This window comes from Enterobacter sp., assembly GCF_977039595.1.
Map to the genome: position 1 here is coordinate 105,423 of NZ_CDRQYH010000004.1, position 21,143 is coordinate 126,565.

At 54.5% G+C, this 21,143-nt stretch carries 24 protein-coding genes; 16 read left to right on the top strand and 8 right to left on the bottom strand.

What is annotated here, in order from left to right; all coding sequences use genetic code 11:
- Positions 1–11: 11 nt before the first annotated feature.
- Positions 12–581: an OB-fold protein gene (locus ACWYRJ_RS02685; protein WP_455507369.1), complete on the bottom strand. Its 570-nt coding sequence runs from the start codon at positions 579–581 to the stop codon at positions 12–14.
- A 159-nt stretch (positions 582–740) separates the two neighbouring features.
- Between ACWYRJ_RS02685 and ACWYRJ_RS02690 the strand changes: the two genes are divergently transcribed.
- The 4 genes from ACWYRJ_RS02690 (at position 741) to ACWYRJ_RS02705 (ending at position 3,689) form a co-directional block, all read left to right on the top strand.
- Positions 741–950 (top strand): hypothetical protein, encoded by a 210-nt coding sequence (locus ACWYRJ_RS02690; protein ID WP_455507379.1) that lies wholly within the window; start codon positions 741–743, stop codon positions 948–950.
- 211 nt (positions 951–1,161) lie between these two features.
- Positions 1,162–2,196 (top strand): hypothetical protein, encoded by a 1,035-nt coding sequence (locus ACWYRJ_RS02695; protein WP_455507370.1) that lies wholly within the window; start codon positions 1,162–1,164, stop codon positions 2,194–2,196.
- Between the two features lie 15 nt (positions 2,197–2,211).
- Entirely contained in the window at positions 2,212–3,261 is a 1,050-nt protein-coding gene (locus tag ACWYRJ_RS02700) for a glycoside hydrolase family 24 protein (protein ID WP_455507371.1), read from the top strand.
- A complete protein-coding gene (locus ACWYRJ_RS02705; RefSeq protein WP_455507372.1) occupies positions 3,258–3,689 on the top strand; it encodes a hypothetical protein in 432 nt (143 codons plus the stop codon). Before ACWYRJ_RS02700 ends, ACWYRJ_RS02705 begins: the two co-directional genes overlap by 4 nt.
- Positions 3,690–3,840: 151 nt before the next feature.
- Here ACWYRJ_RS02705 and ACWYRJ_RS02710 read toward each other — a convergent pair whose 3' ends face one another.
- Entirely contained in the window at positions 3,841–4,371 is a 531-nt protein-coding gene (locus ACWYRJ_RS02710; RefSeq protein WP_455507373.1) for a hypothetical protein, read from the bottom strand.
- Between the two features lie 605 nt (positions 4,372–4,976).
- A complete protein-coding gene (locus tag ACWYRJ_RS02715; RefSeq protein WP_111963874.1) occupies positions 4,977–6,662 on the bottom strand; it encodes an aspartate:alanine antiporter in 1,686 nt (561 codons plus the stop codon).
- 273 nt (positions 6,663–6,935) lie between these two features.
- Here ACWYRJ_RS02715 and ACWYRJ_RS02720 point away from each other — a divergent pair, with 273 nt between their 5' ends.
- On the top strand, positions 6,936–7,310 hold the full coding sequence (locus ACWYRJ_RS02720) for an inner membrane protein YbjM (protein ID WP_111963875.1): 375 nt from the start codon (positions 6,936–6,938) through the stop codon (positions 7,308–7,310).
- Positions 7,311–7,340: 30 nt separating this feature from the next.
- Here the strand turns inward: ACWYRJ_RS02720 and ACWYRJ_RS02725 are convergent, their stop codons facing one another.
- The gene (locus ACWYRJ_RS02725; RefSeq protein WP_006809455.1) at positions 7,341–7,610 is read right to left on the bottom strand and encodes a GrxA family glutaredoxin; all 270 of its coding nucleotides are present in this window, start codon (positions 7,608–7,610) and stop codon (positions 7,341–7,343) included.
- Positions 7,611–7,794: 184 nt separating this feature from the next.
- Here ACWYRJ_RS02725 and nfsA point away from each other — a divergent pair, with 184 nt between their 5' ends.
- The 11 genes from nfsA (at position 7,795) to ACWYRJ_RS02780 (ending at position 18,471) form a co-directional block, all read left to right on the top strand.
- Positions 7,795–8,517: a nitroreductase NfsA gene (nfsA, locus tag ACWYRJ_RS02730; protein ID WP_111963876.1), complete on the top strand. Its 723-nt coding sequence runs from the start codon at positions 7,795–7,797 to the stop codon at positions 8,515–8,517.
- Positions 8,518–8,586: 69 nt separating this feature from the next.
- Positions 8,587–9,489 (top strand): 30S ribosomal protein S6--L-glutamate ligase, encoded by a 903-nt coding sequence (gene rimK / locus ACWYRJ_RS02735; RefSeq protein WP_111963877.1) that lies wholly within the window; start codon positions 8,587–8,589, stop codon positions 9,487–9,489.
- 63 nt (positions 9,490–9,552) lie between these two features.
- On the top strand, positions 9,553–10,029 hold the full coding sequence (locus tag ACWYRJ_RS02740) for a YbjN domain-containing protein (RefSeq protein ID WP_014169308.1): 477 nt from the start codon (positions 9,553–9,555) through the stop codon (positions 10,027–10,029).
- Between the two features lie 351 nt (positions 10,030–10,380).
- Positions 10,381–11,493 (top strand): spermidine/putrescine ABC transporter substrate-binding protein PotF, encoded by a 1,113-nt coding sequence (potF, locus tag ACWYRJ_RS02745; RefSeq protein WP_008503444.1) that lies wholly within the window; start codon positions 10,381–10,383, stop codon positions 11,491–11,493.
- Between the two features lie 98 nt (positions 11,494–11,591).
- The gene (gene potG / locus ACWYRJ_RS02750) at positions 11,592–12,725 is read left to right on the top strand and encodes a putrescine ABC transporter ATP-binding subunit PotG (protein ID WP_455507374.1); all 1,134 of its coding nucleotides are present in this window, start codon (positions 11,592–11,594) and stop codon (positions 12,723–12,725) included.
- A gap of 10 nt (positions 12,726–12,735) precedes the next feature.
- Positions 12,736–13,689, top strand: coding sequence for a putrescine ABC transporter permease PotH (potH, locus tag ACWYRJ_RS02755; protein WP_111963878.1), 954 nt, complete (start codon positions 12,736–12,738; stop codon positions 13,687–13,689).
- Positions 13,686–14,531: a putrescine ABC transporter permease PotI gene (potI, locus tag ACWYRJ_RS02760; protein ID WP_100122374.1), complete on the top strand. Its 846-nt coding sequence runs from the start codon at positions 13,686–13,688 to the stop codon at positions 14,529–14,531. The genes potH and potI overlap by 4 nt, the downstream gene beginning before the upstream one ends.
- 65 nt (positions 14,532–14,596) lie before the next feature.
- Entirely contained in the window at positions 14,597–15,070 is a 474-nt protein-coding gene (locus ACWYRJ_RS02765; protein WP_111963879.1) for a YbjO family protein, read from the top strand.
- 40 nt (positions 15,071–15,110) lie between these two features.
- Complete coding sequence (gene rlmC, locus ACWYRJ_RS02770) at positions 15,111–16,238, top strand: 23S rRNA (uracil(747)-C(5))-methyltransferase RlmC (protein ID WP_455507375.1); 1,128 nt, start codon at positions 15,111–15,113, stop codon at positions 16,236–16,238.
- Between the two features lie 72 nt (positions 16,239–16,310).
- Positions 16,311–17,018, top strand: coding sequence for a response regulator transcription factor (locus ACWYRJ_RS02775; RefSeq protein WP_455507376.1), 708 nt, complete (start codon positions 16,311–16,313; stop codon positions 17,016–17,018).
- Positions 17,002–18,471 carry a sensor histidine kinase gene (locus ACWYRJ_RS02780; RefSeq protein WP_111963882.1) on the top strand — a complete coding sequence of 490 codons (1,470 nt, stop codon included), beginning with the start codon at positions 17,002–17,004 and terminating at the stop codon, positions 18,469–18,471. The genes ACWYRJ_RS02775 and ACWYRJ_RS02780 overlap by 17 nt, the downstream gene beginning before the upstream one ends.
- Positions 18,472–18,551: 80 nt before the next feature.
- Here the strand turns inward: ACWYRJ_RS02780 and artJ are convergent, their stop codons facing one another.
- From artJ to ACWYRJ_RS02800, 4 genes are all read right to left on the bottom strand, one after another.
- Positions 18,552–19,283: an arginine ABC transporter substrate-binding protein ArtJ gene (gene artJ, locus ACWYRJ_RS02785; protein WP_021240923.1), complete on the bottom strand. Its 732-nt coding sequence runs from the start codon at positions 19,281–19,283 to the stop codon at positions 18,552–18,554.
- A gap of 173 nt (positions 19,284–19,456) precedes the next feature.
- A complete protein-coding gene (gene artM, locus ACWYRJ_RS02790) occupies positions 19,457–20,125 on the bottom strand; it encodes an arginine ABC transporter permease ArtM (protein WP_023310940.1) in 669 nt (222 codons plus the stop codon).
- Positions 20,125–20,841 (bottom strand): arginine ABC transporter permease ArtQ, encoded by a 717-nt coding sequence (gene artQ / locus ACWYRJ_RS02795; RefSeq protein WP_025756069.1) that lies wholly within the window; start codon positions 20,839–20,841, stop codon positions 20,125–20,127. The genes artM and artQ overlap by 1 nt, the downstream gene beginning before the upstream one ends.
- 6 nt (positions 20,842–20,847) lie before the next feature.
- The coding region (locus tag ACWYRJ_RS02800; protein ID WP_455507377.1) for a transporter substrate-binding domain-containing protein at positions 20,848–21,143 on the bottom strand (296 nt) is incomplete at its 5' end.

The following is a 21,143-nucleotide window of genomic DNA, read 5'->3' on the forward strand; positions in this document are numbered from 1 at the left end:
CAGAAAATACATCATTTTTCCACTTTACAATCACCAATTTTGTCATCAGCTTCAACTTCGTTAGCTTTATAAAGTTCAGCTAGAGCTTTCGCCGTAGTTCGATACACGCTTTCGTCTGAAGTTGTCACCTTTGATTTTGCGACACCTGCTGGCGGAGCTAAAGGCATTAGCCCCGCGAGGGTCATCTTTCTAAAATCTTTCTGTATCAATGCATAAGCACCAACACCACCGCAACTATCTATTCCAATTTTGTCTTTCGTTGCCAGAATCATTTTCTGTTTCTTGGCATTTTTCAGCTTATCTCCCATCTCAGCCCCAAAAACGATTGAATTATAAACAGCGCAGTAACTTTCCGTGTCGGTAGTCATACCTTTGGTGGCGCTAGCGCTAATGGACTTGATGGCTCTATCAATGGAGTTCGTTCCATCATCTGAAAGTACGTGGTCGCAACTAGCTTTAACAAGCATTTTGAAATAGGCAGACAGGTAATCAGGATATGCCTGGATTTCGCCCGAGACCGCACCACCAGCTACGGATGAGAAAGCGCAGAATACCAGAGGCAGCGCAATAATACTTTTCATGCTTCTTCCTGAATGCAGACTTGACCGTTAAAATTAATAATAGGCCTTATCGATTGAAATTATATTATTGATTGTTTTTATGGATTAATTATTAAGGTGCATCCTACATAGGCCGCTTGCAGGAAGGAGGCTGAAATCAGCTTTAATGGAGGTTTAGAGCTGGTAAGAAAAGTGCTGTTGACGGGATTTATTCTTGCTGCGTTCAGTGCCTGCACCGGAAACATAACTATGAGCAACCCGGAGCAGACGACCACGGCGAACGGGCAAACCTTGTGCGTCTACTCCAATAAAATTTATATCTTCACCTACCGGACAAAATCGAAACATTGCCCGTACAGCAAAAGTTTCGACACAACTGACAGTGAGTAAAGTCTCTTTATGGTATGGGCTTACCGAATGTTACGAAAGAAAGTTTTACTTAAGTTTAATGCTTATTGCCCATGTGGTTATTGTTTGTAAAATAAGCTAAAACTGCTTCATCAAAGGCTTAACTTCTTAGCTGTAAGGGACTATGCAAATGGACATCTGTTTTCCTGCCAAAAAAGCAAACGGCGACCATTACTCCACAGTAGATGACATTATGGCCCGTATACTTCAGGAGCCTCATGGTTCCTGGCTTGGCGGGACAAATGCCATGTGGCATGGTGGACTTCATATTACAGATGTCAGTGCGCCGGGAGCAGTACTCACTCACGAAACAGCGGATACCGCCGTCCCGCTTCCGTTTATGACTGGTGGCGAGGTGGTAGCCTGGCGACTGAATCAGGACTATCTGTCCGGCGATTACATGGGGAATGCGTTGCAGTACTCCAGCACCTTTGTGCTGGTGAAATCCACCTGTACGCCAGACCCTGAGAAACCGGATAACGCCCTGGATTTTTACGCGCTTTACATGGGGCTTGCCCCGCTGTCCGCCTTTCCAGTACATCAGATATATCAGGTCACGGAGCGGGGAAACCGACTTCGGAAACGTCACCATACCGGGCAGGAAAGGCCGGGCGAGCAGGTTCCCGTGCCAGACGGCGGGCATCTGACGACAGGCGATCGCGTGGTAGTACTGCGGGAAAACACGTTTGAACTAAACGGGGTAGCCCAGAGATTCGGGCTTGCCCGGACACTGAACAGCAAATCAGAGATGAACGGGGCGGCGTTCTGGGTATCGCTTGACCCGATGTTTATGAACCCGGACGGCGAGCAACGGGCGCACCTGCCTGCGTGGATGCAGCAGGCCATCACACAGGGTGCTTATGATGCTGTTGTTACCCCAGCCACAAAATGCGTGGTTGCTGCCGGGGATGCGGTGGGGTATCTGGCGGAGGACATCGCCCCGGACGGTGAGCAGCGAGTGGAGAAAAGCGCCTTTGTGCATATCGAACTGCTGAGCACCGACAGCCGGATGCGTGATTTTCTTAACAACACCGCCGGGGTGAAAAGCGGGCAGAAGTATCTTCATATCCACCCGGAGAGCTACCTGTATCAACGCACCGGCGACACTTTTACCCGCACAGACGGGCTGGTGAAGAAAGACATTCACCAGATCCTGCCGCAGGACAAGTGCCACCCGTTCACCGACAACAGCGGAAAACGCTGGTTTGATATCGGGGAAAGTGCCTAGTTGAGCGAGGAGGATGTGGATGCAGACATTGCGCAGTATGACCTGATGAAGCTCGGGTTCTCAGCCTTTGAGGAGCCGCCCACGTCCGATATGACGCAATCCCTGCATGAGGGCTGGGTAAAATCAGCATTCACACAGCTTGCGGAGTGGGTACGGCCTGAGCGCGGCATTCAGGAACAGCAGGTTTCCACCTGGTATAAGGCCATCCTGCGAAAAATGGACAGTGACAGCAGTGGCGACCTGTCCGGGGCGGAGCTGTATCACGCGGTCCACTTTCCGGAGATGGATGTGCGGGATATTGCGTCCCGAATGGTGGTAAAGCATGACAGCGAATGGTTTGGCGGCAGTCAGCATCACCGCTGGAAAACGTTCCTGCAACGCACAGACCGTCTGTATGTGTCGTATGTACGACAGTGGTTCGACAATATGGAATGGATGAGCCAGGTGCCAGAGTTCAGCAATGGTGAACCTGTCTGGCATATGCATCCCGTGGTATTTCTTGATGCGTTGAACTTTTCTGCATTGTCTCTTGAAGAAGCAAGGGTAAGGGCATTTATGCGTATGCTCCGAGTTGGAGAAGGCACGGTAGGGGAAGCTGGATATGAAACGTTATTCGGTGGACAATCCTTCATTAGGCATTACCATAAAGACTTTAGCAATCACCCCCAAATTTCGATTACACGAGGTAATCTTACTTCGTCAGCAGCAGGAGCATACCAAGTAATGGGCTATACCTGGAATGATCCGAAAATGACATCAATTAGGGCTAATAAAGGAATTACTGATTTTACACCTGAATCTCAGGATAAATTTTGTCTTTTAATTTTCAAATATAAAAGAAAACGCTCTTTAGATAAAATCATGTCTGGTGATATTGTAGGAGCGTTAGATATACTGAGCTATGAATGGGCAAGCCTTCCGCCGGGTAGGTATGGTCAGCCTGCAAAATCAGAGCAAGAAGCACTTTCTTTGTACAATCATTATCTTGAGGAAGAATTAGCTGGCAGGTCAGATCTTCATCTTGATATTGGGTATATTTCAACTATTGCGGAGTCTAACCAATGAAAACTTGGCCATTTTTGCTATTATTAATTTCTATGACAACACATGCAAACTCAAATTTCGGCATGTGGTCGACCTCCTGTGATAATGATGGTTTCTCTATAAAAATCGATAACAAACCAACCAGTCTCGTTGTTAATGATAATCAAATAGTTATCAACATTCATGCAAAGGAAGTCGATAACGATAAAATTGATATTTTTTATGATAGTGTTGCAGACCTTGGCAGAGGCGGCATGAACTTCGACTGGAAAAATGTAAGCCCGATAAAACCTGTGGCAGAACTTAGTATGATCAAAAAAAATGGCGAATTCCGCTGGAAAGGGTTTTTCGACAATAAGAAATTGAAATATTTTTGGGTTAATGATCCTGATTTCATGCAGTTTTATGCTGATGATGGTGTTATTATTCTACATAAATGTGAAAAATAACTCTCGCCCCATCCTTAAGTATATTAAATGTGGAAACAAGAAATCGCGGAGCTAATACCTCCGCGTGTAAAAATTAAAAGCCCCCTTACCGAACATCCATCACTTGCTTACAAAGTCTGATGGTTTTATCTGAGGAAATCCGGCTAATATTTCATCTATTTTTTCTTGAAGCAATTTGGGCAACTCCAGACATCCCCAACCCGCCAATAGCCGCGCCCGTTAATCCTGAAACGACCTTTACTTCTGAAGGTGGGATGGTCACATAGAGGCAAATAGTCGATGCAGCGCCTGCAGAGAATGAATACGAGGTTAGCGTGCTGGTGGATATGTGAACGTTAGCGCGCATTAGAGCATGCTGTATCGCTGATAATTCTGCCGGGGAATAATTCTTAACCAGCTCCTCAACGTACGTGTTGATTAGGTCAAAGACGATGTTCCAGCGAGAAACGAGATGGAATATGCCCTTTCGGAAGCGAGCGTCCTCCAGGTTTTGTCGGGTGCATACATCGTAATATTCATCAGTAAAGCAGGAGGTGTAGTACAACAGGCGTTGGGCACCGGCACCTATATTACTCAACTGGCTCTTTACTTCTTCACCTACCGCGCGTACCCCCTGGTCCAGCTTCATGGCCGGTATCTTTTGGCTCTGAAGCTGTCGGATGATCTCTTCAGAATGGTACATGCTTACTGACCTCGCACTTCAGCTCACTTGAGCGATCTTTTGCTGCATTCCCTAAGACCGGAATTGCCATTACTGAGCTTGAAAACTGCATTCCTGTCCCCTCCATAGTGTTTCTATCCGCTCCAGCGTATGCCTGTAACTAATATGGACGTTCAAAGCAGTTCATGTTTATGAAAAGCAGGGGATTTTTAGGATAATGACCTGATTTTTTTTAATCAAAATACGATTTATCGGGAGCTTTAAGTGCGAATCGATGAGTTCAATACTGAGTGGCGCGTTCCAAAATCCGGAAGAATTGCAGGAACAATTAGCTGACTGATACAGACCCGCCGCTGGCTGGTTTTTTATTATCTGTTACAGCTATATAAAAGTTCTGCCGCGACGATGTCGCTATGCAGGGGAACCTGGAGGCATAAAGCATTAATTTACAGAGTGGTAGTTTTCAGGCAACAAAAAACCCATCAACCTTGAACCAAAACGGCGGGGTTGATGGGCTCCACAAATTGGGGACATCAAAGAAAAGCAGTGGCACTAGTTATGACTGCCCCCTGATAAAAAAGTTCTGCGCGTAACGAAAATAATTTCACCACGCGCAAACTTAGGAGTTATCCGAGTCCGGGCCAGATGATGATGATTAGCGTACCCGCCAGCGTCAGCAGCACGTTAGCGATAGCATACGTGCCCGCATAGCCCAGCGCCGGGATGTTGCTGCGCGCGGTATCGCTGATGATTTCCATGGCCGGGGCACAGGTACGCGCCCCCATCATCGCCCCGAAGAGCAGGGCGCGGTTCATGCGCAGCACGTAGGCGCCGAACAGGAAGCAGATCACCACCGGCACCAGGCTGACGATAAGTCCGGAAACCAACATTTGCCAGCCGACGGCGCCCAGGCTGTGGCCAATGCCGCTGCCCGCGCTTAGGCCCACGCCCGCCATAAAGACCATCAGACCGAACTCTTTCACCATGTTCAGCGCGCCCTGCGGAATGTAGCCGAAGGTAGGATGGTTCGCTCGCAGGAAGCCTAGCATGATCCCGGCGAACAGCAGCCCGGCGGCGTTACCGATGCCGAAGCTAAAGTTGCTGAACTGGAAGGTGATCATCCCGATCATCAGGCCTACGATAAAGAAGGCGCAGAAGGCCAGCAGGTCGGTGACCTGGCTGTGAATGGAGATAAAGCCGATGCGGTCGGCCACGGTTTTCACGCGTCGGGCGTCGCCGCTGACCTGCAGCACGTCGCCTTTGTTGAGCACGACGTTGTCGTCGATAGGCATCTCAATCTGGCTGCGGATCACGCGGTTGAGGAAGCAGCCGTGGTCGGTCAGCTTCAGCTGCGCCAGGCGGCGGCCAACGGCGTTATGGTTTTTCACCACGATCTCTTCGGTGACGATACGCATGTCGAGCAGGTCGCGGTCGAACACCTCTTTGCCGTTACGGAAGCTCGGGTCGAGACGGGCGTGGGCGTCCGGGTAACCCACCAGCGCGATGTCGTCGCCCATCTGTAGCACCGCATCGCCGTCCGGGTTCGCCAGAATGCCGTTGCGGCGGATACGTTCGATATAGCAGCCCGTCTGGCGGTAAATCCCCAGCTCGCGCAGATTTTTGCCGTCTGCCCATGCCACCAGCTCTGGCCCGACGCGATAGGCGCGGATCACCGGGAGATAGACTTTACGTTTGGAATCGGTATCCAGACCGCGCTCGCGGGCGATTTGCTGGGCGCTGGTCTGTAGATCCTGGTGCTGCAGTTTTGGCAGATAGCGTGCGCCGACAATCAGGCTCACCAGACCAATCAGATAGGTCAGGGCATAGCCCAGGCTCAGGTGGTCGAGTGCGGCAGAAAGCTGTGCGCCGGCCATGCCGGAATGACGCAGGGTATCACCGGCACCCACGAGCACGGGAGTGGAGGTCATGGAGCCTGCCAGCATACCGGCCGTTAACCCGATATCCCAGCCAAACAGTTTACCCAGTCCTAACGCGATCAGCAGCGCGCTGCCGACCATCACCAGCGCCAGCATCAGATAATTTTTGCCGTCGCGGAAGAAAATTGAAAAAAAGTTCGGTCCCGCTTCCACGCCAACACAAAAAATAAACAGCATAAAACCTAAGTTGAGCGCGTCCGTGTTAATGCTGAAGTGCTGTTGACCTAATAATAAGGAGACGACTAAAACGCCAATGGAATTACCAAGTTGAACTGAACCCAGGCGCAATTTACCCAGGCAAAGGCCCAGCGCCAGTACCACAAATAATAACAGGATGTAATTCCCATTTAACAAGTCTGCGACGTTTATATTCACGGAGGCTAACTTCTTGTTTACCAGTAAGTTGTTGAATGAAAGGACTATTTGGGCTACTGTTTTCTGGGTCAGGGAAAGGCGTTAACGCTCCCTGTTTCCTGCTTTATTCCCTAAAACATTAGCTGGCGTGTAGTTTAATCGCATTAGCTACTGACAGCTACCTATTATCGCATCACCCTGTGCGTACTTTGGCAAGGATTGCCGCATTGCTTTATCTGACTGGGCGTCTACCCGACGAAGCTGTATTTGATAGAGATAAGTCAGGAGGATAGTTTGAACATTAAACGAAACTGGGCGGGGGTGATCAGCTGCTTTTTGCTGTTTACCGTCGTGTGCATGTCGCTCGCTTTTAATCTGAAAGGGGCATTCAGGGCTGCCGGACACCCGGAGCTGGGGCTGCTCTTTTTTACCCTGCCGGGAGCGGCAGCCAGTTTTCTTTCCCGTAAAGGGGAAGTGGTCAAGCCGCTAATTGGCGCCATGCTGGCGGCACCGCTGTGTCTGCTGCTGATGCGCATGCTGTATGTTTCAACGCGAAGTTTCTGGCAGGAGCTGGCGTGGTTGATGAGCGCCGTATTCTGGTGCGCCCTTGGCGCGCTCTGCTACTTATTTGTGCGCAGTCTGCTTCAACGCCGACGGCACCACAAATAAAAACGCCCTCTCGGTGAGGGCGTCCTTTCATTACTGGGCAGCAAACAGGCCCAGGTGCTCTTTGGCGTAAGCTTCGAAGTCGGTGCAGCCGCCGATGTGTTTCTGATCGAGGAAGATCTGCGGTACGGTTTCAACCGGCTTACCGACGGTTTTTTCGAGATCCGCTTTCGTGATGCCTTCCGCGTGGATATCCACGTAGCGGAAGTTGAAGTCATCGCGCTCTTCGGTCAGTTTCTCAGCCAGCTCTTTCGCGCGCACACAGTAAGGGCACCCTGGACGACCAAAAATTACTGCAAACATTTCTCTCTCCTCAAAAAACAAGCCTGACGGCGAATGACACGTATAGTGCCCCATAACCTCTCGTCATTAAAGAAGGTTTCGCCTGTCGTTATAATATCTATGAGCTATGTTTCGCCAATTACACAGCGCATATCATTGCCTATACTGGCTGGCATACGTATTAAGCAAGACAAAGAGAGACAAGATGACGCCAACCATAGACCTGCTCCTTTCCCATCGTTCCATTCGCCACTTCACCGATGAGCCGATTACCGATGCGCAGCGCGAAGCGATTATTAACAGCGCAAGGGCGACTTCAAGTTCCAGCTTCCTGCAGTGCAGCTCCATTATCCGCATTACCGACCCGGCCATGCGTGAACAGCTGGTGACGCTGACCGGCGGGCAGAAGCATGTGGCTCAGGCAGCCGAGTTCTGGGTATTCTGCGCCGACTTTAACCGCCACCTGCAGATCTGCCCTGAGGCCGAGCTCGGGCTGGCGGAACAGCTGCTGTTGGGCGTGGTGGATACCGCGCTGATGGCGCAAAACGCCTTTACTGCTGCGGAGTCGCTGGGATTAGGCGGCGTCTACATCGGAGGCCTGCGTAACAACATTCAAAGCGTGACCGACCTCCTGAAGCTGCCAAAACACGTGCTGCCGCTGTTTGGCCTGTGTCTCGGCTGGCCGGCGGATAACCCGGATCTGAAGCCGCGTATTCCCGCGGCGATGCTGGTGCACGAAAACCACTACCAGCCGGTCGATCAGGACGTTCTGAATCAATATGACGAAGAGCTGGCGAACTACTACCTGACGCGCGGCAGCAATAACCGTCGCGACACCTGGACTGACCATATTCGCCGCACCATCATTAAAGAAAATCGCCCGTTTATTCTTGATTATCTGCACAAACAGGGCTGGGCGACGCGATAGTCCATTTATCCTGCGCCTGCCTGCGTATATGATACGCAGGCTTTTTCCATGTCTTCAGAGAGGTGCAGGGTGAAAATTGCCATATTGTCCCGGGATGGAACGCTCTATTCATGTAAGCGTCTTCGGGAAGCGGCGGCGAAACGCGGACATCAGGTTGAGATCCTCGACCCGATGTCCTGCTATATGAACATTGACCCTGCCGCCTCGTCGATTCACTACAAAGGCCGCAAGCTGCCTCACTTTGATGCGGTGATCCCCCGCATCGGCTCCCAGATAACCTTTTACGGCACCGCTGCATTGCGCCAGTTCGAGATGCTGGGCAGCTATCCGCTCAACGAATCCGTCGCCATTTCACGCGCCCGCGACAAGCTGCGCTCGCTGCAGCTGCTCGCGCGCCAGGGGATCGATCTTCCCGTCACCGGGATTGCCCATTCACCGGACGACACCAGCGATCTGATCGACATGGTGGGCGGTGCCCCTTTGGTGATCAAGCTGGTGGAAGGCACACAGGGCATCGGCGTGGTGCTGGCGGAGACGCGTCAGGCAGCGGAGAGCGTGATTGACGCCTTCCGCGGGCTGAATGCCCATATTCTGGTGCAGGAGTACATTGAAGAGGCCAAAGGGCGCGACATCCGGTGTTTCGTGGTGGGAAACGAGGTGGTGGCGGCCATCGAGCGCCAGGCCAAAGAGGGCGATTTCCGCTCTAACCTTCACCGCGGCGGCATTGCCAGAATCGCCGATATCAGCGACCAGGAGCGGGAAATTGCCGTCAAAGCGGCGCAGACTTTGGGGCTGGACGTGGCAGGCGTAGACCTGCTACGGGCGACGCGAGGGCCACTGGTTATGGAAGTGAACGCCTCGCCGGGGCTTGAAGGCGTGGAAAAAACCACAGGGGTCGATATTGCGGGTAAAATGATCTTATGGATCGAGCGTCATGCGACGCCGGGCTACTGTCTGAAAACGGGTGGTTAAATGGATTACCGCGCGCTTTTTAAGTACCCTATGTGAAGTTTTTATTAAAGAGGCTGCAACGCGATGGATTTACAGGTCGTACCTACACTGGATACGTTACGTCAATGGCTTGATGATGCCGGAATTACGTTTTTCGAATGCGATTCCTGCCAGGCGCTGCATCTGCCTCATATGCAGAATTTCGACGGCATTTTCGATGCCAAAATCGATCTGATCAACGACGTGATCCTTTTCTCAGCGCTGGCCGAAGTGAAGCCCTCTGCGCTGCTGGCGCTGGCTTCCGACCTGTCAGCGATTAACGCCAGTTCTTTGACGGTGAAAGCATTTCTCGACATACAGGATGATAATCTGCCAAAACTGGTCGTTTGCCAGTCTTTATTCTCCGGTGCCGGGCTGTCGTTCAAGCAGTTCTCATGGTTTATGCGCCTGAGCGAAGAGCAAATTTCGATGGTCATGATGGAAGCCAATGCACACCATCTGCTGTATAGCGCGGAAGATGATGCAGAGAATAATGATGCATCTCCCAATTTTCTTCACTAAGCCTGTCTGACTTTTGCGCAGTCGCTGCCATAGCGGCTGCAGAAGGCCATTTTTTCTGCTGCTTTTAACCTTTCTTTAAAGAATTATTCACCTCCCTGAAGGCCGTTTCGGCTTATCACGTAGACTTAACCTGCATAAAAAATTGATAAAAGGCGTTTTTTCGTCTGGGCTATAGCCGCAGACACGGGCTACAGTTATTCTTGCGATGCTTCAAAAAGCGAGCGGAAGCTGCCGGGTAAAGAGGTTTCTTTTTATTTTGAGCAGAGCGACAAACTATGCATGATTTTTGCATACATTCAGATTGCACAGTTTTAGTTCGTTTGTTAACGAGCTTTCAGAAGGAATAACACTATGATCGCCTTGAATAAAAAATGGTTATCGGGTCTGGTTGCGGGTGCTCTGATGGCCGTCTCTGCCGGCACGCTCGCTGCGGAACAAAAAACGCTGCACGTTTATAACTGGTCTGACTATATTGCGCCGGACACGGTGGCGAATTTTGAAAAAGAGACCGGCATTAAAGTCGTCTACGATGTGTTCGATTCCAACGAAGTGCTGGAAGGAAAACTGATGGCGGGCAGCACCGGGTTTGACCTCGTGGTGCCTTCCGCAAGCTTCCTCGAGCGTCAGCTGACGGCAGGCGTCTTCCAGCCGCTGGATAAGAGCAAATTACCGAACTGGAAAAATCTCGATCCGGAAGTGCTGAAGCTGGTGGCCAAGCATGATCCGGACAACAAATACGCCATGCCTTACCTGTGGGCGACTACCGGTATCGGCTACAACGTCGATAAAGTCAAAGCCGCGCTGGGCCCGGACGTGAAGCTGGACAGCTGGGACGTGGTGCTTAAGCCGGAAAACCTTGAGAAGCTGAAAAGCTGCGGCGTCTCCTTCCTCGATGCGCCGGAAGAGATTTTCGCAACCGTGCTGAACTACCTGGGCAAAGATCCGAACAGCAATAAAGCCGATGATTACACTGGCCCGGCGACCGATCTGCTGCTGAAGCTGCGTCCAAACATTCGTTACTTCCACTCATCTCAGTACATCAACGACCTGGCGAACGGCGACATCTGCGTCGCGATCGGCTGGGCAGGGGACGTATGGCAGGCGGCTAACCGCGCGAAAGAGGCGAAAAACGGTGTGAACGTCTCCTACTTCATTCCGAAAGAAGGGGCGCTGGCCTTCTTCGACGTCTTCGCGATGCCGGCTGATGCGAAAAACAAAGATGAAGCGTATCAGTTCCTCAACTACCTGATGCGTCCTGAGGTGATCGCCCACATCAGCGACCACGTTTACTACGCGAACGGTAACAAGGCCTCCGTGCCGCTGGTGAGCGAAGAAATCCGGAATAACCCGGCTATCTATCCGCCAGCGGATGTGTTCGCCAAGCTCTTCACCCTGAAAGTCCAGGATCCAAAAATTGACCGCGTACGTACCCGTGCGTGGACCAAGGTGAAAAGCGGTAAATAACCCTTTGTTACAGGCCGGGCAAGCGAAGTGCCCCCGGCAACAGGCGCACCGTTCTGGTGCGCCTGCACCATGATTTGATTTCTGCCGGAGAGCACCCCGTGAATGACGCGATCCCCCGCCCGCAGGCGAAAGTCCGTAAAGCGCTGACCCCGCTTCTTGAAATTCGTAACCTCACTAAATCTTTCGATGGCCAGCATGCCGTGGACGACGTCAGCCTGACGATTTATAAAGGCGAGATTTTTGCTCTTCTGGGAGCTTCTGGCTGCGGTAAATCGACCTTGCTGCGTATGCTGGCCGGTTTTGAACAGCCCACCGCCGGGCAGATCATGCTCGACGGCGTGGATCTCTCCAGCGTACCGCCGTATCAGCGCCCGATTAACATGATGTTCCAGTCCTACGCGCTGTTCCCGCACATGACGGTGGAGCAGAACATCGCCTTTGGCCTGAAGCAGGACAAGCTGCCGAAGGCTGAAATTACCGCGCGCGTGGCCGAGATGCTGAGCCTGGTGCACATGCAGGAGTTCGCCAAGCGTAAGCCGCACCAGCTGTCCGGCGGCCAGCGCCAGCGCGTGGCCCTGGCCCGAAGCCTGGCAAAACGCCCGAAACTGCTGCTGCTTGATGAGCCGATGGGCGCTCTGGATAAAAAGCTGCGCGACCGTATGCAGCTTGAAGTGGTCGATATCCTCGAGCGCGTGGGCGTGACCTGCGTGATGGTTACCCACGACCAGGAAGAGGCCATGACCATGACCGGACGTATCGCCATCATGAACCGCGGGAAGTTCGTGCAGATTGGCGAGCCGGAAGAGATTTATGAGCATCCAACCACCCGCTACAGCGCGGAGTTCATCGGCTCGGTCAACGTCTTCGAAGGGCTGCTGAAAGATCGTCAGGAAGATGGTCTGGTCATCGAATCGCCGGGGCTGCAGCATCCGCTGAAGGTCGATCCGGATAACTCCGTGGTGGATAACGTGCCTGTCTACGTCGCGCTGCGTCCGGAGAAGATCATGCTCTGTGAGGATCCGCCTGCCGATGGCTATAACTTTGCCGTCGGCGAAGTGGTGCACATTGCCTATCTTGGCGACCTCTCCATCTATCACGTGCGCCTGAAAAGCGGGCAGATGCTCAGCGCGCAGTTACAGAACGAACATCGCTACCGCAAGGGGCAGCCGACCTGGGGCGACGAAGTGCGCCTGTGTTGGGATGCAGACAGTTGCGTTGTGCTGACGGTATAAGGAGCGGCCAATGAGTACACTTGAACCTCCAGCCCGCGCAGGTAAACCGGGCAGTTTTGCCCAGTGGCTGACGCGAATGCAGATGAACCACGGCCGCAAGCTGGTGATCGCCATGCCGTACGTGTGGCTGATCCTGCTGTTCCTGCTGCCGTTCCTGATTGTTTTCAAGATAAGCCTGGCGGAAATGGCGCGGGCAATCCCGCCTTACACCAACCTGCTGGACTGGGCCGACGGGCAGCTGACGCTGACCTTAAACCTGGGTAACTTCCTGCAGCTCACCGACGACCCGCTCTATTTCGAAGCCTATCTGCAGTCGCTGCAGGTGGCCGCCATCTCGACGCTCTGCTGTCTGGTGATGGGTTACCCGCTGGCGTGGGCGGTGGCGCACAGCAAGCCGTCAACCCGCAACATCCTGCTGCTGCTGGTAATCTTACCGTCGTGGACCTCGTTCCTGATCCGCGTTTACGCCTGGATGGGGATCCTGAAAAACAACGGCGTGCTGAACAACTTCCTGATGTGGCTCGGGGTTATCGATCAGCCCCTGACGATCCTGCACACCAACCTCGCGGTCTATATCGGTATTGTGTACGCCTATCTGCCGTTTATGGTGCTGCCGATCTACACGGCGCTGACCCGTATTGACTACTCGCTGGTGGAAGCGTCGCTCGATCTCGGCGCCCGTCCGTTAAAAACCTTCTTCAGCGTCATCGTCCCGCTGACCAAAGGCGGCATTATTGCCGGGTCGATGCTGGTCTTTATCCCGGCGGTGGGGGAGTTTGTGATCCCGGAACTGCTCGGCGGGCCAGACAGCATCATGATTGGTCGCGTGCTGTGGCAGGAGTTCTTTAATAACCGCGACTGGCCGGTGGCGTCAGCGGTGGCGATTATCATGTTACTGCTGCTGATCGTGCCGATCATGTGGTTCCACAAGCATCAGCAGAAACAGATGGGAGATCGCGGATGAACAACTTACCGGTAGTGCGCTCCCCGTGGCGAATTGCGATCCTGGTCATCGGCTTTACCTTCCTGTATGCGCCGATGCTGATGCTGGTGATCTATTCGTTTAACAGCTCCAAGCTGGTGACGGTCTGGGCTGGCTGGTCGACGCGCTGGTACAGCGAGCTGTTCCACGATGATGCAATGATGAGCGCGGTGGGGCTGAGCCTGACCATTGCGGCGCTGGCGGCGACCATGGCGTCGGTGCTGGGCACGATCGCCGCGCTGGTGATGGTGCGTTTCGGGCGTTTTCGCGGTTCGAACGGCTTCGCCTTTATGATTACCGCCCCGCTGGTCATGCCGGACGTGATCACCGGTCTCGCGCTGCTGCTTCTGTTCGTGGCCATGGCGCACGCCATCGGCTGGCCGGCAGATCGCGGCATGCTCACCATCTGGCTGGCGCACGTCACTTTCTGTACGGCCTACGTAGCGGTAGTGATCTCCTCGCGCCTGCGCGAGCTGGATCGCTCCATTGAAGAGGCGGCGATGGATCTCGGCGCGACGCCGCTGAAGGTCTTTTTCATCATCACCCTGCCGATGATTATGCCGGCGGTGATCTCCGGCTGGCTGCTGGCGTTTACCCTGTCGCTCGACGATCTGGTGATCGCCAGCTTTGTTTCCGGTCCGGGGGCGACCACGCTGCCGATGCTGGTCTTCTCCAGCGTGCGTATGGGGGTCAACCCGGAGATCAACGCCCTGGCCTCTATCATCCTCGGCGTGGTCGGAATTGTCGGATTTATCGCCTGGTATTTGATGGCGCGCGCGGAAAAACAGCGCGTGCGCGATATCCAGCGTGCAAGACGCGGCTGAAGGATTTAAAATTTCCAGTGATGTGCCGCGCATGACGCGGCACTGTTTTTCAGGGAAGTAAAACATTGGGATTATTAAAAAAATCACGTATTACGCACGCGCGTCCTAACGTCCCTGCGCTGGTTCAGGTGGCGGCGCTCGCCATTATTATGATCCGCTGCCTGGACGTGCTGATGATTCTCAACACCCTGGGCGTGCGCGGCATCGGTGAATTCATTCACCGCAGCGTGCAGACGTGGAATCTGACGCTGGTCTTTTTGAGCAGCCTGATGCTGGTGTTTATCGAGATCTACTGCGCGTTTTCGCTGGTTAAAGGGCGCAACTGGGCGCGATGGGTCTATCTGCTGACGCAAATTACCGCCGCAAGCTATCTGTGGGCCGCCTCGCTGGGGTATGGCTACCCGGAGCTGTTCAGCATCGCCGGTGAATCCAAACGCGAGATCCTGCGCGCGCTGTTTATGCAAAAACTGCCGGACATGCTGGTGCTCTTTCTACTCTTCGTTCCGGCTTCCAGTCGGAGATTCTTCCGCCTGCAATAATGTGTATAATCGCAGCCCTCGTGATTTTTAAGGTTTTCATATGCAGTGCGCACTCTATGACGCCGGACGCTGCCGCTCCTGTCAGTGGATAGAACATCCGGTCCCTCAACAGCTCACCGCCAAAATGGCCGACCTGCAACAGCTGCTGGCAGAACACGCGGTGGGCGAGTGGTGCGCACCCGTCAGCGGCCCTGAACAGGGGTTTCGCAATAAAGCCAAAATGGTGGTCAGCGGCAGCGTAGAAAAACCGCTGCTGGGGATGCTGCACCGCGACGGCACGCCGGAAGACTTAACCGACTGCCCGCTGTATCCCGACTCGTTTGAGCCTGTCTTTGCCGCACTGAAACCGTTTATCGCGCGGGCGGGCTTAACGCCCTACAGCGTGGCCCGCAGGCGCGGCGAGCTGAAATACCTTCTGCTGACGGAAAGCCAGAAAGACGGCGGCATGATGCTGCGCTTCGTGCTGCGCTCTGAAACCAAGCTGGAGCAGCTGCGCGCGGCGCTGCCGTGGCTGCAGGCGCAGCTTCCGCAGCTGAAGGTCATTACGGCAAACATTCAGCCCGTGCATATGGCAATCATGGAAGGGGAGAAAGAGATTTTCTTCACCGACCAGCACGCGCTGGCCGAAAGCTTCAACGGGGTGCCGCTGTGGATCCGCCCGCAAAGCTTCTTCCAGACCAACCCGACCGTGGCAAGCAGCCTGTACGCCGCCGCCCGCGACTGGGTTCGTGCGTTGAACGTTCACCACATGTGGGATCTCTTCTGCGGCGTGGGCGGGTTTGGCCTGCACTGCGCCACGCCGGAGATGCAGCTCACCGGCATTGAGATCTCTGCCGAAGCGATTGCCTGCGCGAAGCAGTCCGCCGCCGAACTGGGGTTAACGAATCTGCACTTCCAGGCGCTCGACTCCACGCAGTTCGCGACCGGCCAGGGCAACGTGCCTGAGCTGGTGCTGGTCAACCCGCCGCGCCGCGGCATCGGCAATGCGCTGTGCGACTACCTGAGCCAGATGGCGCCAGAGTACATCATCTATTCCAGCTGCAACGCGCAGACCATGGCAAAAGACATTGCGCAACTACCGGGCTATCGCGTTGAACGCGTTCAGCTTTTTGATATGTTCCCGCACACCGCGCACTATGAAGTGCTGACGTTGCTCGTAAAATCTTAAACAAAATGTGAACTCTTCATCCCGGCGAAATCAGGTAAGCTTACGTCATAAGAAATGAATGAAGGCTTACCCATGAAGCAGATCCTGCTGGTGGAAGACGACCACGATATCGCGGCGCTTCTGCGACTCAATTTAGAAGACGAAGGCTACGCCATTACCCACGAACCCGACGGGGGCAAAGCCCTGCAGCGTCTTGAAGTCCAGACGTGGGACGCGGTGATCCTCGACCTGATGCTGCCCAGCGTTGACGGCCTGGAGATTTGCCGCCGCATCCGTCAGATGACGCGCTACCTGCCGGTGATCATCATCAGCGCCCGCAGCAGTGAAACCGACCGCATCACCGGGCTGGAAACCGGCGCCGATGACTATCTGGGAAAACCGTTCTCCGTGCAGGAGCTGATTGCGCGCATCAAAGCGCTGTTCCGTCGCCAGCAGGCGATGGGGCAGGCGCAAACCGACGGTCAAATTCAGGCTCACGGACTGACCATCGATCCGCTGGCGCGCAGCGTGCTGCTTCACGGCCAGGTGGTGGATCTCACCCCGCGCGAGTTCGAACTGCTCTACTTCTTTGCCCGTCATCCCGGCGAGGTGTTCTCCCGTCTGGCGCTGCTGGAGCAGGTCTGGGGCTACCAGCACGAAGGCTATGAGCACACCGTCAACACCCATATCAACCGCCTGCGCATCAAGATTGAGAAGGACGCCGCCGAGCCGGAGATCGTTCGCACCGTCTGGGGCAAGGGCTACAAATTTGCGGAGCCAAATCATGATGCGCCGCTTTAGCCTGAGCCAGCGCCTGACGCTGCTCTTCATCCTGCTGATGATGCTCTGCGCCGCCGTCGCCTGCGCGGTACAGCTCTACAGCAGCATGCAGTACGGTAATGCGATGGTGCAGCGTTTGTCTGGCGGGCTGGCGCAGCAGATTGTTCAGCGCGAACCAATTCTGGACGCGCAGGGCAGGGTTGACCGCAGCGCGCTGAAACCGCTGTTTGGCCGGCTGATGACCTTTAATCCGAGCGTTGAGCTCTACGTTGTCTCCCCGGACGGCGATATCCTCGCCGATGCCGCACCGCCGGGCCATATTCAGCGGCAAAAAATCGATCTGGCTCCGGTGCAGAGCTTCCTCAGCGGCACCGCCATGCCGGTATTGGGCGACGATCCGCGCAGTCAAAATCAAAAAGTCTTTAGCGCCACGCCGCTGCGGCAGGACGGCGAGCTAAAAGGCTATCTGTACATTATTTTGCAGGGCGAGGAGTCAAATTCTCTTGCGGAGATGGCCTGGCATAAGGCGCTGTGGAGTACCGTCCTGTGGTCACTGCTGTGGGTCGCGCTGTTTGGCCTGCTGGCCGGTTTACTGGTCTGGTACTGGGTCACGCGCCCGGTTAAACAGCTGACGGTGGAAGTCGCCGGGCTGGAGCAAGACAGCATAAGCGCTATCAGACAGCTGGCGGCACAGACGCCGGACGCGGCGGCAAAAGATGAGGTGGCGATCCTGCGCAACAGTTTTATCGAGCTGGCGCGCAAAATCACCCAGCAGTGGGATCGGCTGGCCGACAGCGATCGCCAGCGCCGGGAGTTTATCGCCAATATTTCGCACGATCTCCGTACGCCGCTGACCTCGCTGCTGGGCTATCTCGAAACCCTGTCGCTCAAATCCGCCACGCTGACGCCGCAGGAGCACCAGCAGTATCTCGCCACCGCGCTGCGCCAGGGACAAAAGGTCCGTCATCTTTCGCAGCAGCTGTTTGAGCTGGCGCGCCTGGAGTACGGCGGTATTAAACCCCAGCGCGAGCGGTTCGCGATGGGAGAGCTGATTTCCGACGTGGCGCAGAAGTTTGAGCTCACCGCCCGTACGCGAGAGGTCAACCTGCATATTGACGTGCCGGGGCCGTTGCCGCTGATAAACGCCGATGTGTCGATGATCGAGCGCGTAGTAACCAACCTGCTGGATAACGCGATGCGCCATACGCCTGGCGGCGGGGAAATTCGTCTGGCGGTGTGGCAGGAAAATGAACGGCTGCAGGTCGAAGTGTCCGATAGCGGAGCGGGCGTGGATGCCGCGCTGCGCGACGATCTGTTCCAGCGGCCGTCGGCGCTCAATACTCAGGCGTCGAGAGAGAATCGCGGCGGGTTAGGGCTGCTGATTGTTAAACGGATGCTGGAGCTGCACGGGGGTGGGATCAGGCTGATGGAGTCGGCGAGCGGAGCACGGTTCAGGTTCTTTGTGCCACTCTGAGAAATTGCCGGGTGGCGGCTTCGCCTTACCCGGCCTACAGACTACCACCCCCATAGGCCGAGCCACCCGGCAAAAAAATCTTACTGCGGGAACCACTGCTCGCTAATTTTCTGGTAAGTACCGTCTGCTTTAATCGCTTTCAGCGCACCGTTCAGTTTTTCCAGCAGGGCTTTGTTATCCGGACGTACCGCGATACCCAGACCCGTGCCGAAGTACTGTGGATCGGTCACTTTCTCGGTAGCCGTGCCCAGCTGCGGATTGGTTTTCAGCCACTCGTTCACCACGGCGGTATCGCCGAAGACGCCGTCGATACGGCCATTTTTCAGGTCAATAATCGCGTTCTGGTAGCTGTCATAGGCCACGGTCTTCACTTCCGGATGTTTGTCCTGGAGATATTTCTGGTGCGTGGTGCCGTTTTCCATCCCGATGCGTTTGCCTTTCAGCTGATCGAAAGAGGTATAAGCGCCTTTCTTCGCAATCACCACCGCCGAGTTGGCGTAGTACGGGTCGGTGAACGCGACCTGCTTGCTGCGCTCAGGCGTGATGTCCATCCCGGAGATCACCGCGTCGTATTTTTTGAACTTCAGCGACGGGATCAGGCTGTCAAAAGCATGGTTAGTAAAGGTGCAGTCGGCCTGCATCTGTTTGCACAGCGCTTTCGCCAGATCGATATCGAAACCGACGATCTGGTTGCTGGCATCCAGCGATTCAAACGGTGGATAGGTGGCGGACACGCCGAAATTGATTTTATCAGCTGCGGATGCGCCAGCGGCGAAGGTGGCGAGTAATGCGGCCAGAACTAACTTTTTCATTGTAATGCTCCCGTCTGTCTTATTGATGCGCCGTGTCTGCGGCATGGATGTACAATGCCAGTTAATGAATTTATATGCAATAAAAATGATTAAGTATTATCTTTATCGCAAAAAAAAGCGAATAACCCATCAGGTTACCCGCTTCATGAATACCGTTTTATGCATTTTCGTGGTTAATTTCTGCGCTCAAACGCCAGCGCTTTACGCTCGATCAGGCGCATCATCAGCGTCAGCAGACCGTTCACCACCAGATAGACCACGCCCGCCGCGCCGAACACCATCACGTCATAGGTGCGTCCGTACAGCAGCTGTCCGTGACCCATCACTTCCATCAGGGTGATGGTGTAGGCCAGCGAGGTACTCTTGAATACCAGCACCACTTCGTTGGAATAGGAGGAGAGGGCGCGCTTAAAGGCGTACGGCAGCAGGATCGCCAGCGTGTCTTTCTTGCTCATGCCCAGCGCCCCGCAGGACTGCCACTGGCCTTCCGGGATGGCGCGGATCGCTCCGTAGAACAGCTGGGTGGTATAGGCCGCGCTGTTCAGCGAAAGGGCAATCAGGGCACACAGCCACGGCTCAGAGAGCAGATGCCAGATAACCGGATACTCCTGCAGCGACGGGAACTGGCCCGGGCCGTAGTAAATCAGGAAGATCTGCACCAGCAGCGGCGTACCGGTAAACAGGGTGATGTACCCGCGCACAATCCACACCAGCACCGGCGTTTTCAGCGTCAGGATGATGGTGAAGATGAGCGCCAGGATCAGCGCCACGATAATGGACGCCACGGTCAGCGTCAGGCTGGTATGCAGCCCTTTCATCAACTCGGGGAAATATTCAAGCATCAGCCTGGTCTCCGTTCAAAGCGCGTCGCACGCAGGTCAATACGCTTGAGGATGTACTGACTGAGCAACGTGATCACCAGGTAGATCGCCGCCGCCACAATGTACCAGGTAAAGGGCTCCTGAGTACGGGTGGCGATGCTTTTGGTTTGCAGCATTAAATCATTGACGCTAATCAGGCTCACCAGCGCGGTATCTTTCAGCAGCACCAGCCACTGGTTGCCGAGACCCGGCAGGGCATGACGCCACATCTGCGGCATCACCAGACGGAAGAAGATGGCTGATTTCGACAGACCTAACGCCTGACCCGACTCCCATTGACCCTGCGGCACGGCTTTCAGCGCACCGCGCAGGGTTTGCGACGCGTACGCGGAGTAGAGCAGGGAGAGGGCAATCACGCCGCACAGGAACGGGCTGACGTCGAAGTTTTCGATCTGCATCTGCACCGGGATCTGCGCAAAGCCGAGATTGAGGGTGAAGCCGTCCGACAGCGTGAGCAGCAACTGTGAGGAACCGAAATAGATAAACAGGACCACCAGAATTTCCGGTAGCCCGCGCAGCACGGTGACCAGCGCGGAGCCTGTCCAGGCGACGGGGAACCATTTCGCGGATTCCCACACCGCAAAGAACATCGCCAGCACGAGGCCGATAATCAGTGCGCAAACGGCAAGGCCGACGGTCATCCCGGCGGCGCTTGCTAAAGGAAAAATTTCATTCATCAGGAATTACTTCTGGAACCATTTTTTGTAGATGGTTTCGTAGGTGCCGTCTTTCTTCACTTTTTCCAGCGCAGCGTTGAATTTCTGCTGCAGCTCGGTGTTGCCCTGACGAACGGCAATCCCCAGACCGGTACCGAAGTAGTCCTTATCGGTCACTTTATCGCCCACTGGCGCCAGCTTGTCGTTAGCTTTCAGCCACTCGGTCACGACAGCGGTATCACCAAATACTCCGTCGATACGACCATTCTGCAGATCCAGCTTCGCGTTCTGGTAGCTGTCGTACGGAACGGTGGTGATTTCCG

Bases quoted from the DNA above. Each gene is read 5' to 3' on its own strand.
- ACWYRJ_RS02685 (WP_455507369.1), bottom strand. From the start codon at position 581: ATGAAAAGTATTATTGCGCTGCCTCTGGTATTCTGCGCTTTCTCATCC.
- ACWYRJ_RS02695 (WP_455507370.1), top strand. From the start codon at position 1,162: ATGGCCCGTATACTTCAGGAGCCTCATGGTTCCTGGCTTGGCGGGACA.
- ACWYRJ_RS02705 (WP_455507372.1), top strand. From the start codon at position 3,258: ATGAAAACTTGGCCATTTTTGCTATTATTAATTTCTATGACAACACAT.
- ACWYRJ_RS02710 (WP_455507373.1), bottom strand. From the start codon at position 4,371: ATGTACCATTCTGAAGAGATCATCCGACAGCTTCAGAGCCAAAAGATA.
- ACWYRJ_RS02725 (WP_006809455.1), bottom strand. From the start codon at position 7,610: ATGTTTGCAGTAATTTTTGGTCGTCCAGGGTGCCCTTACTGTGTGCGC.
- nfsA (WP_111963876.1), top strand. From the start codon at position 7,795: ATGACGCCAACCATAGACCTGCTCCTTTCCCATCGTTCCATTCGCCAC.
- ACWYRJ_RS02740 (WP_014169308.1), top strand. From the start codon at position 9,553: ATGGATTTACAGGTCGTACCTACACTGGATACGTTACGTCAATGGCTT.
- potF (WP_008503444.1), top strand. From the start codon at position 10,381: ATGATCGCCTTGAATAAAAAATGGTTATCGGGTCTGGTTGCGGGTGCT.
- potH (WP_111963878.1), top strand. From the start codon at position 12,736: ATGAGTACACTTGAACCTCCAGCCCGCGCAGGTAAACCGGGCAGTTTT.
- potI (WP_100122374.1), top strand. From the start codon at position 13,686: ATGAACAACTTACCGGTAGTGCGCTCCCCGTGGCGAATTGCGATCCTG.
- rlmC (WP_455507375.1), top strand. From the start codon at position 15,111: ATGCAGTGCGCACTCTATGACGCCGGACGCTGCCGCTCCTGTCAGTGG.
- ACWYRJ_RS02775 (WP_455507376.1), top strand. From the start codon at position 16,311: ATGAAGCAGATCCTGCTGGTGGAAGACGACCACGATATCGCGGCGCTT.
- ACWYRJ_RS02780 (WP_111963882.1), top strand. From the start codon at position 17,002: ATGATGCGCCGCTTTAGCCTGAGCCAGCGCCTGACGCTGCTCTTCATC.
- artJ (WP_021240923.1), bottom strand. From the start codon at position 19,283: ATGAAAAAGTTAGTTCTGGCCGCATTACTCGCCACCTTCGCCGCTGGC.
- artM (WP_023310940.1), bottom strand. From the start codon at position 20,125: ATGCTTGAATATTTCCCCGAGTTGATGAAAGGGCTGCATACCAGCCTG.
- artQ (WP_025756069.1), bottom strand. From the start codon at position 20,841: ATGAATGAAATTTTTCCTTTAGCAAGCGCCGCCGGGATGACCGTCGGC.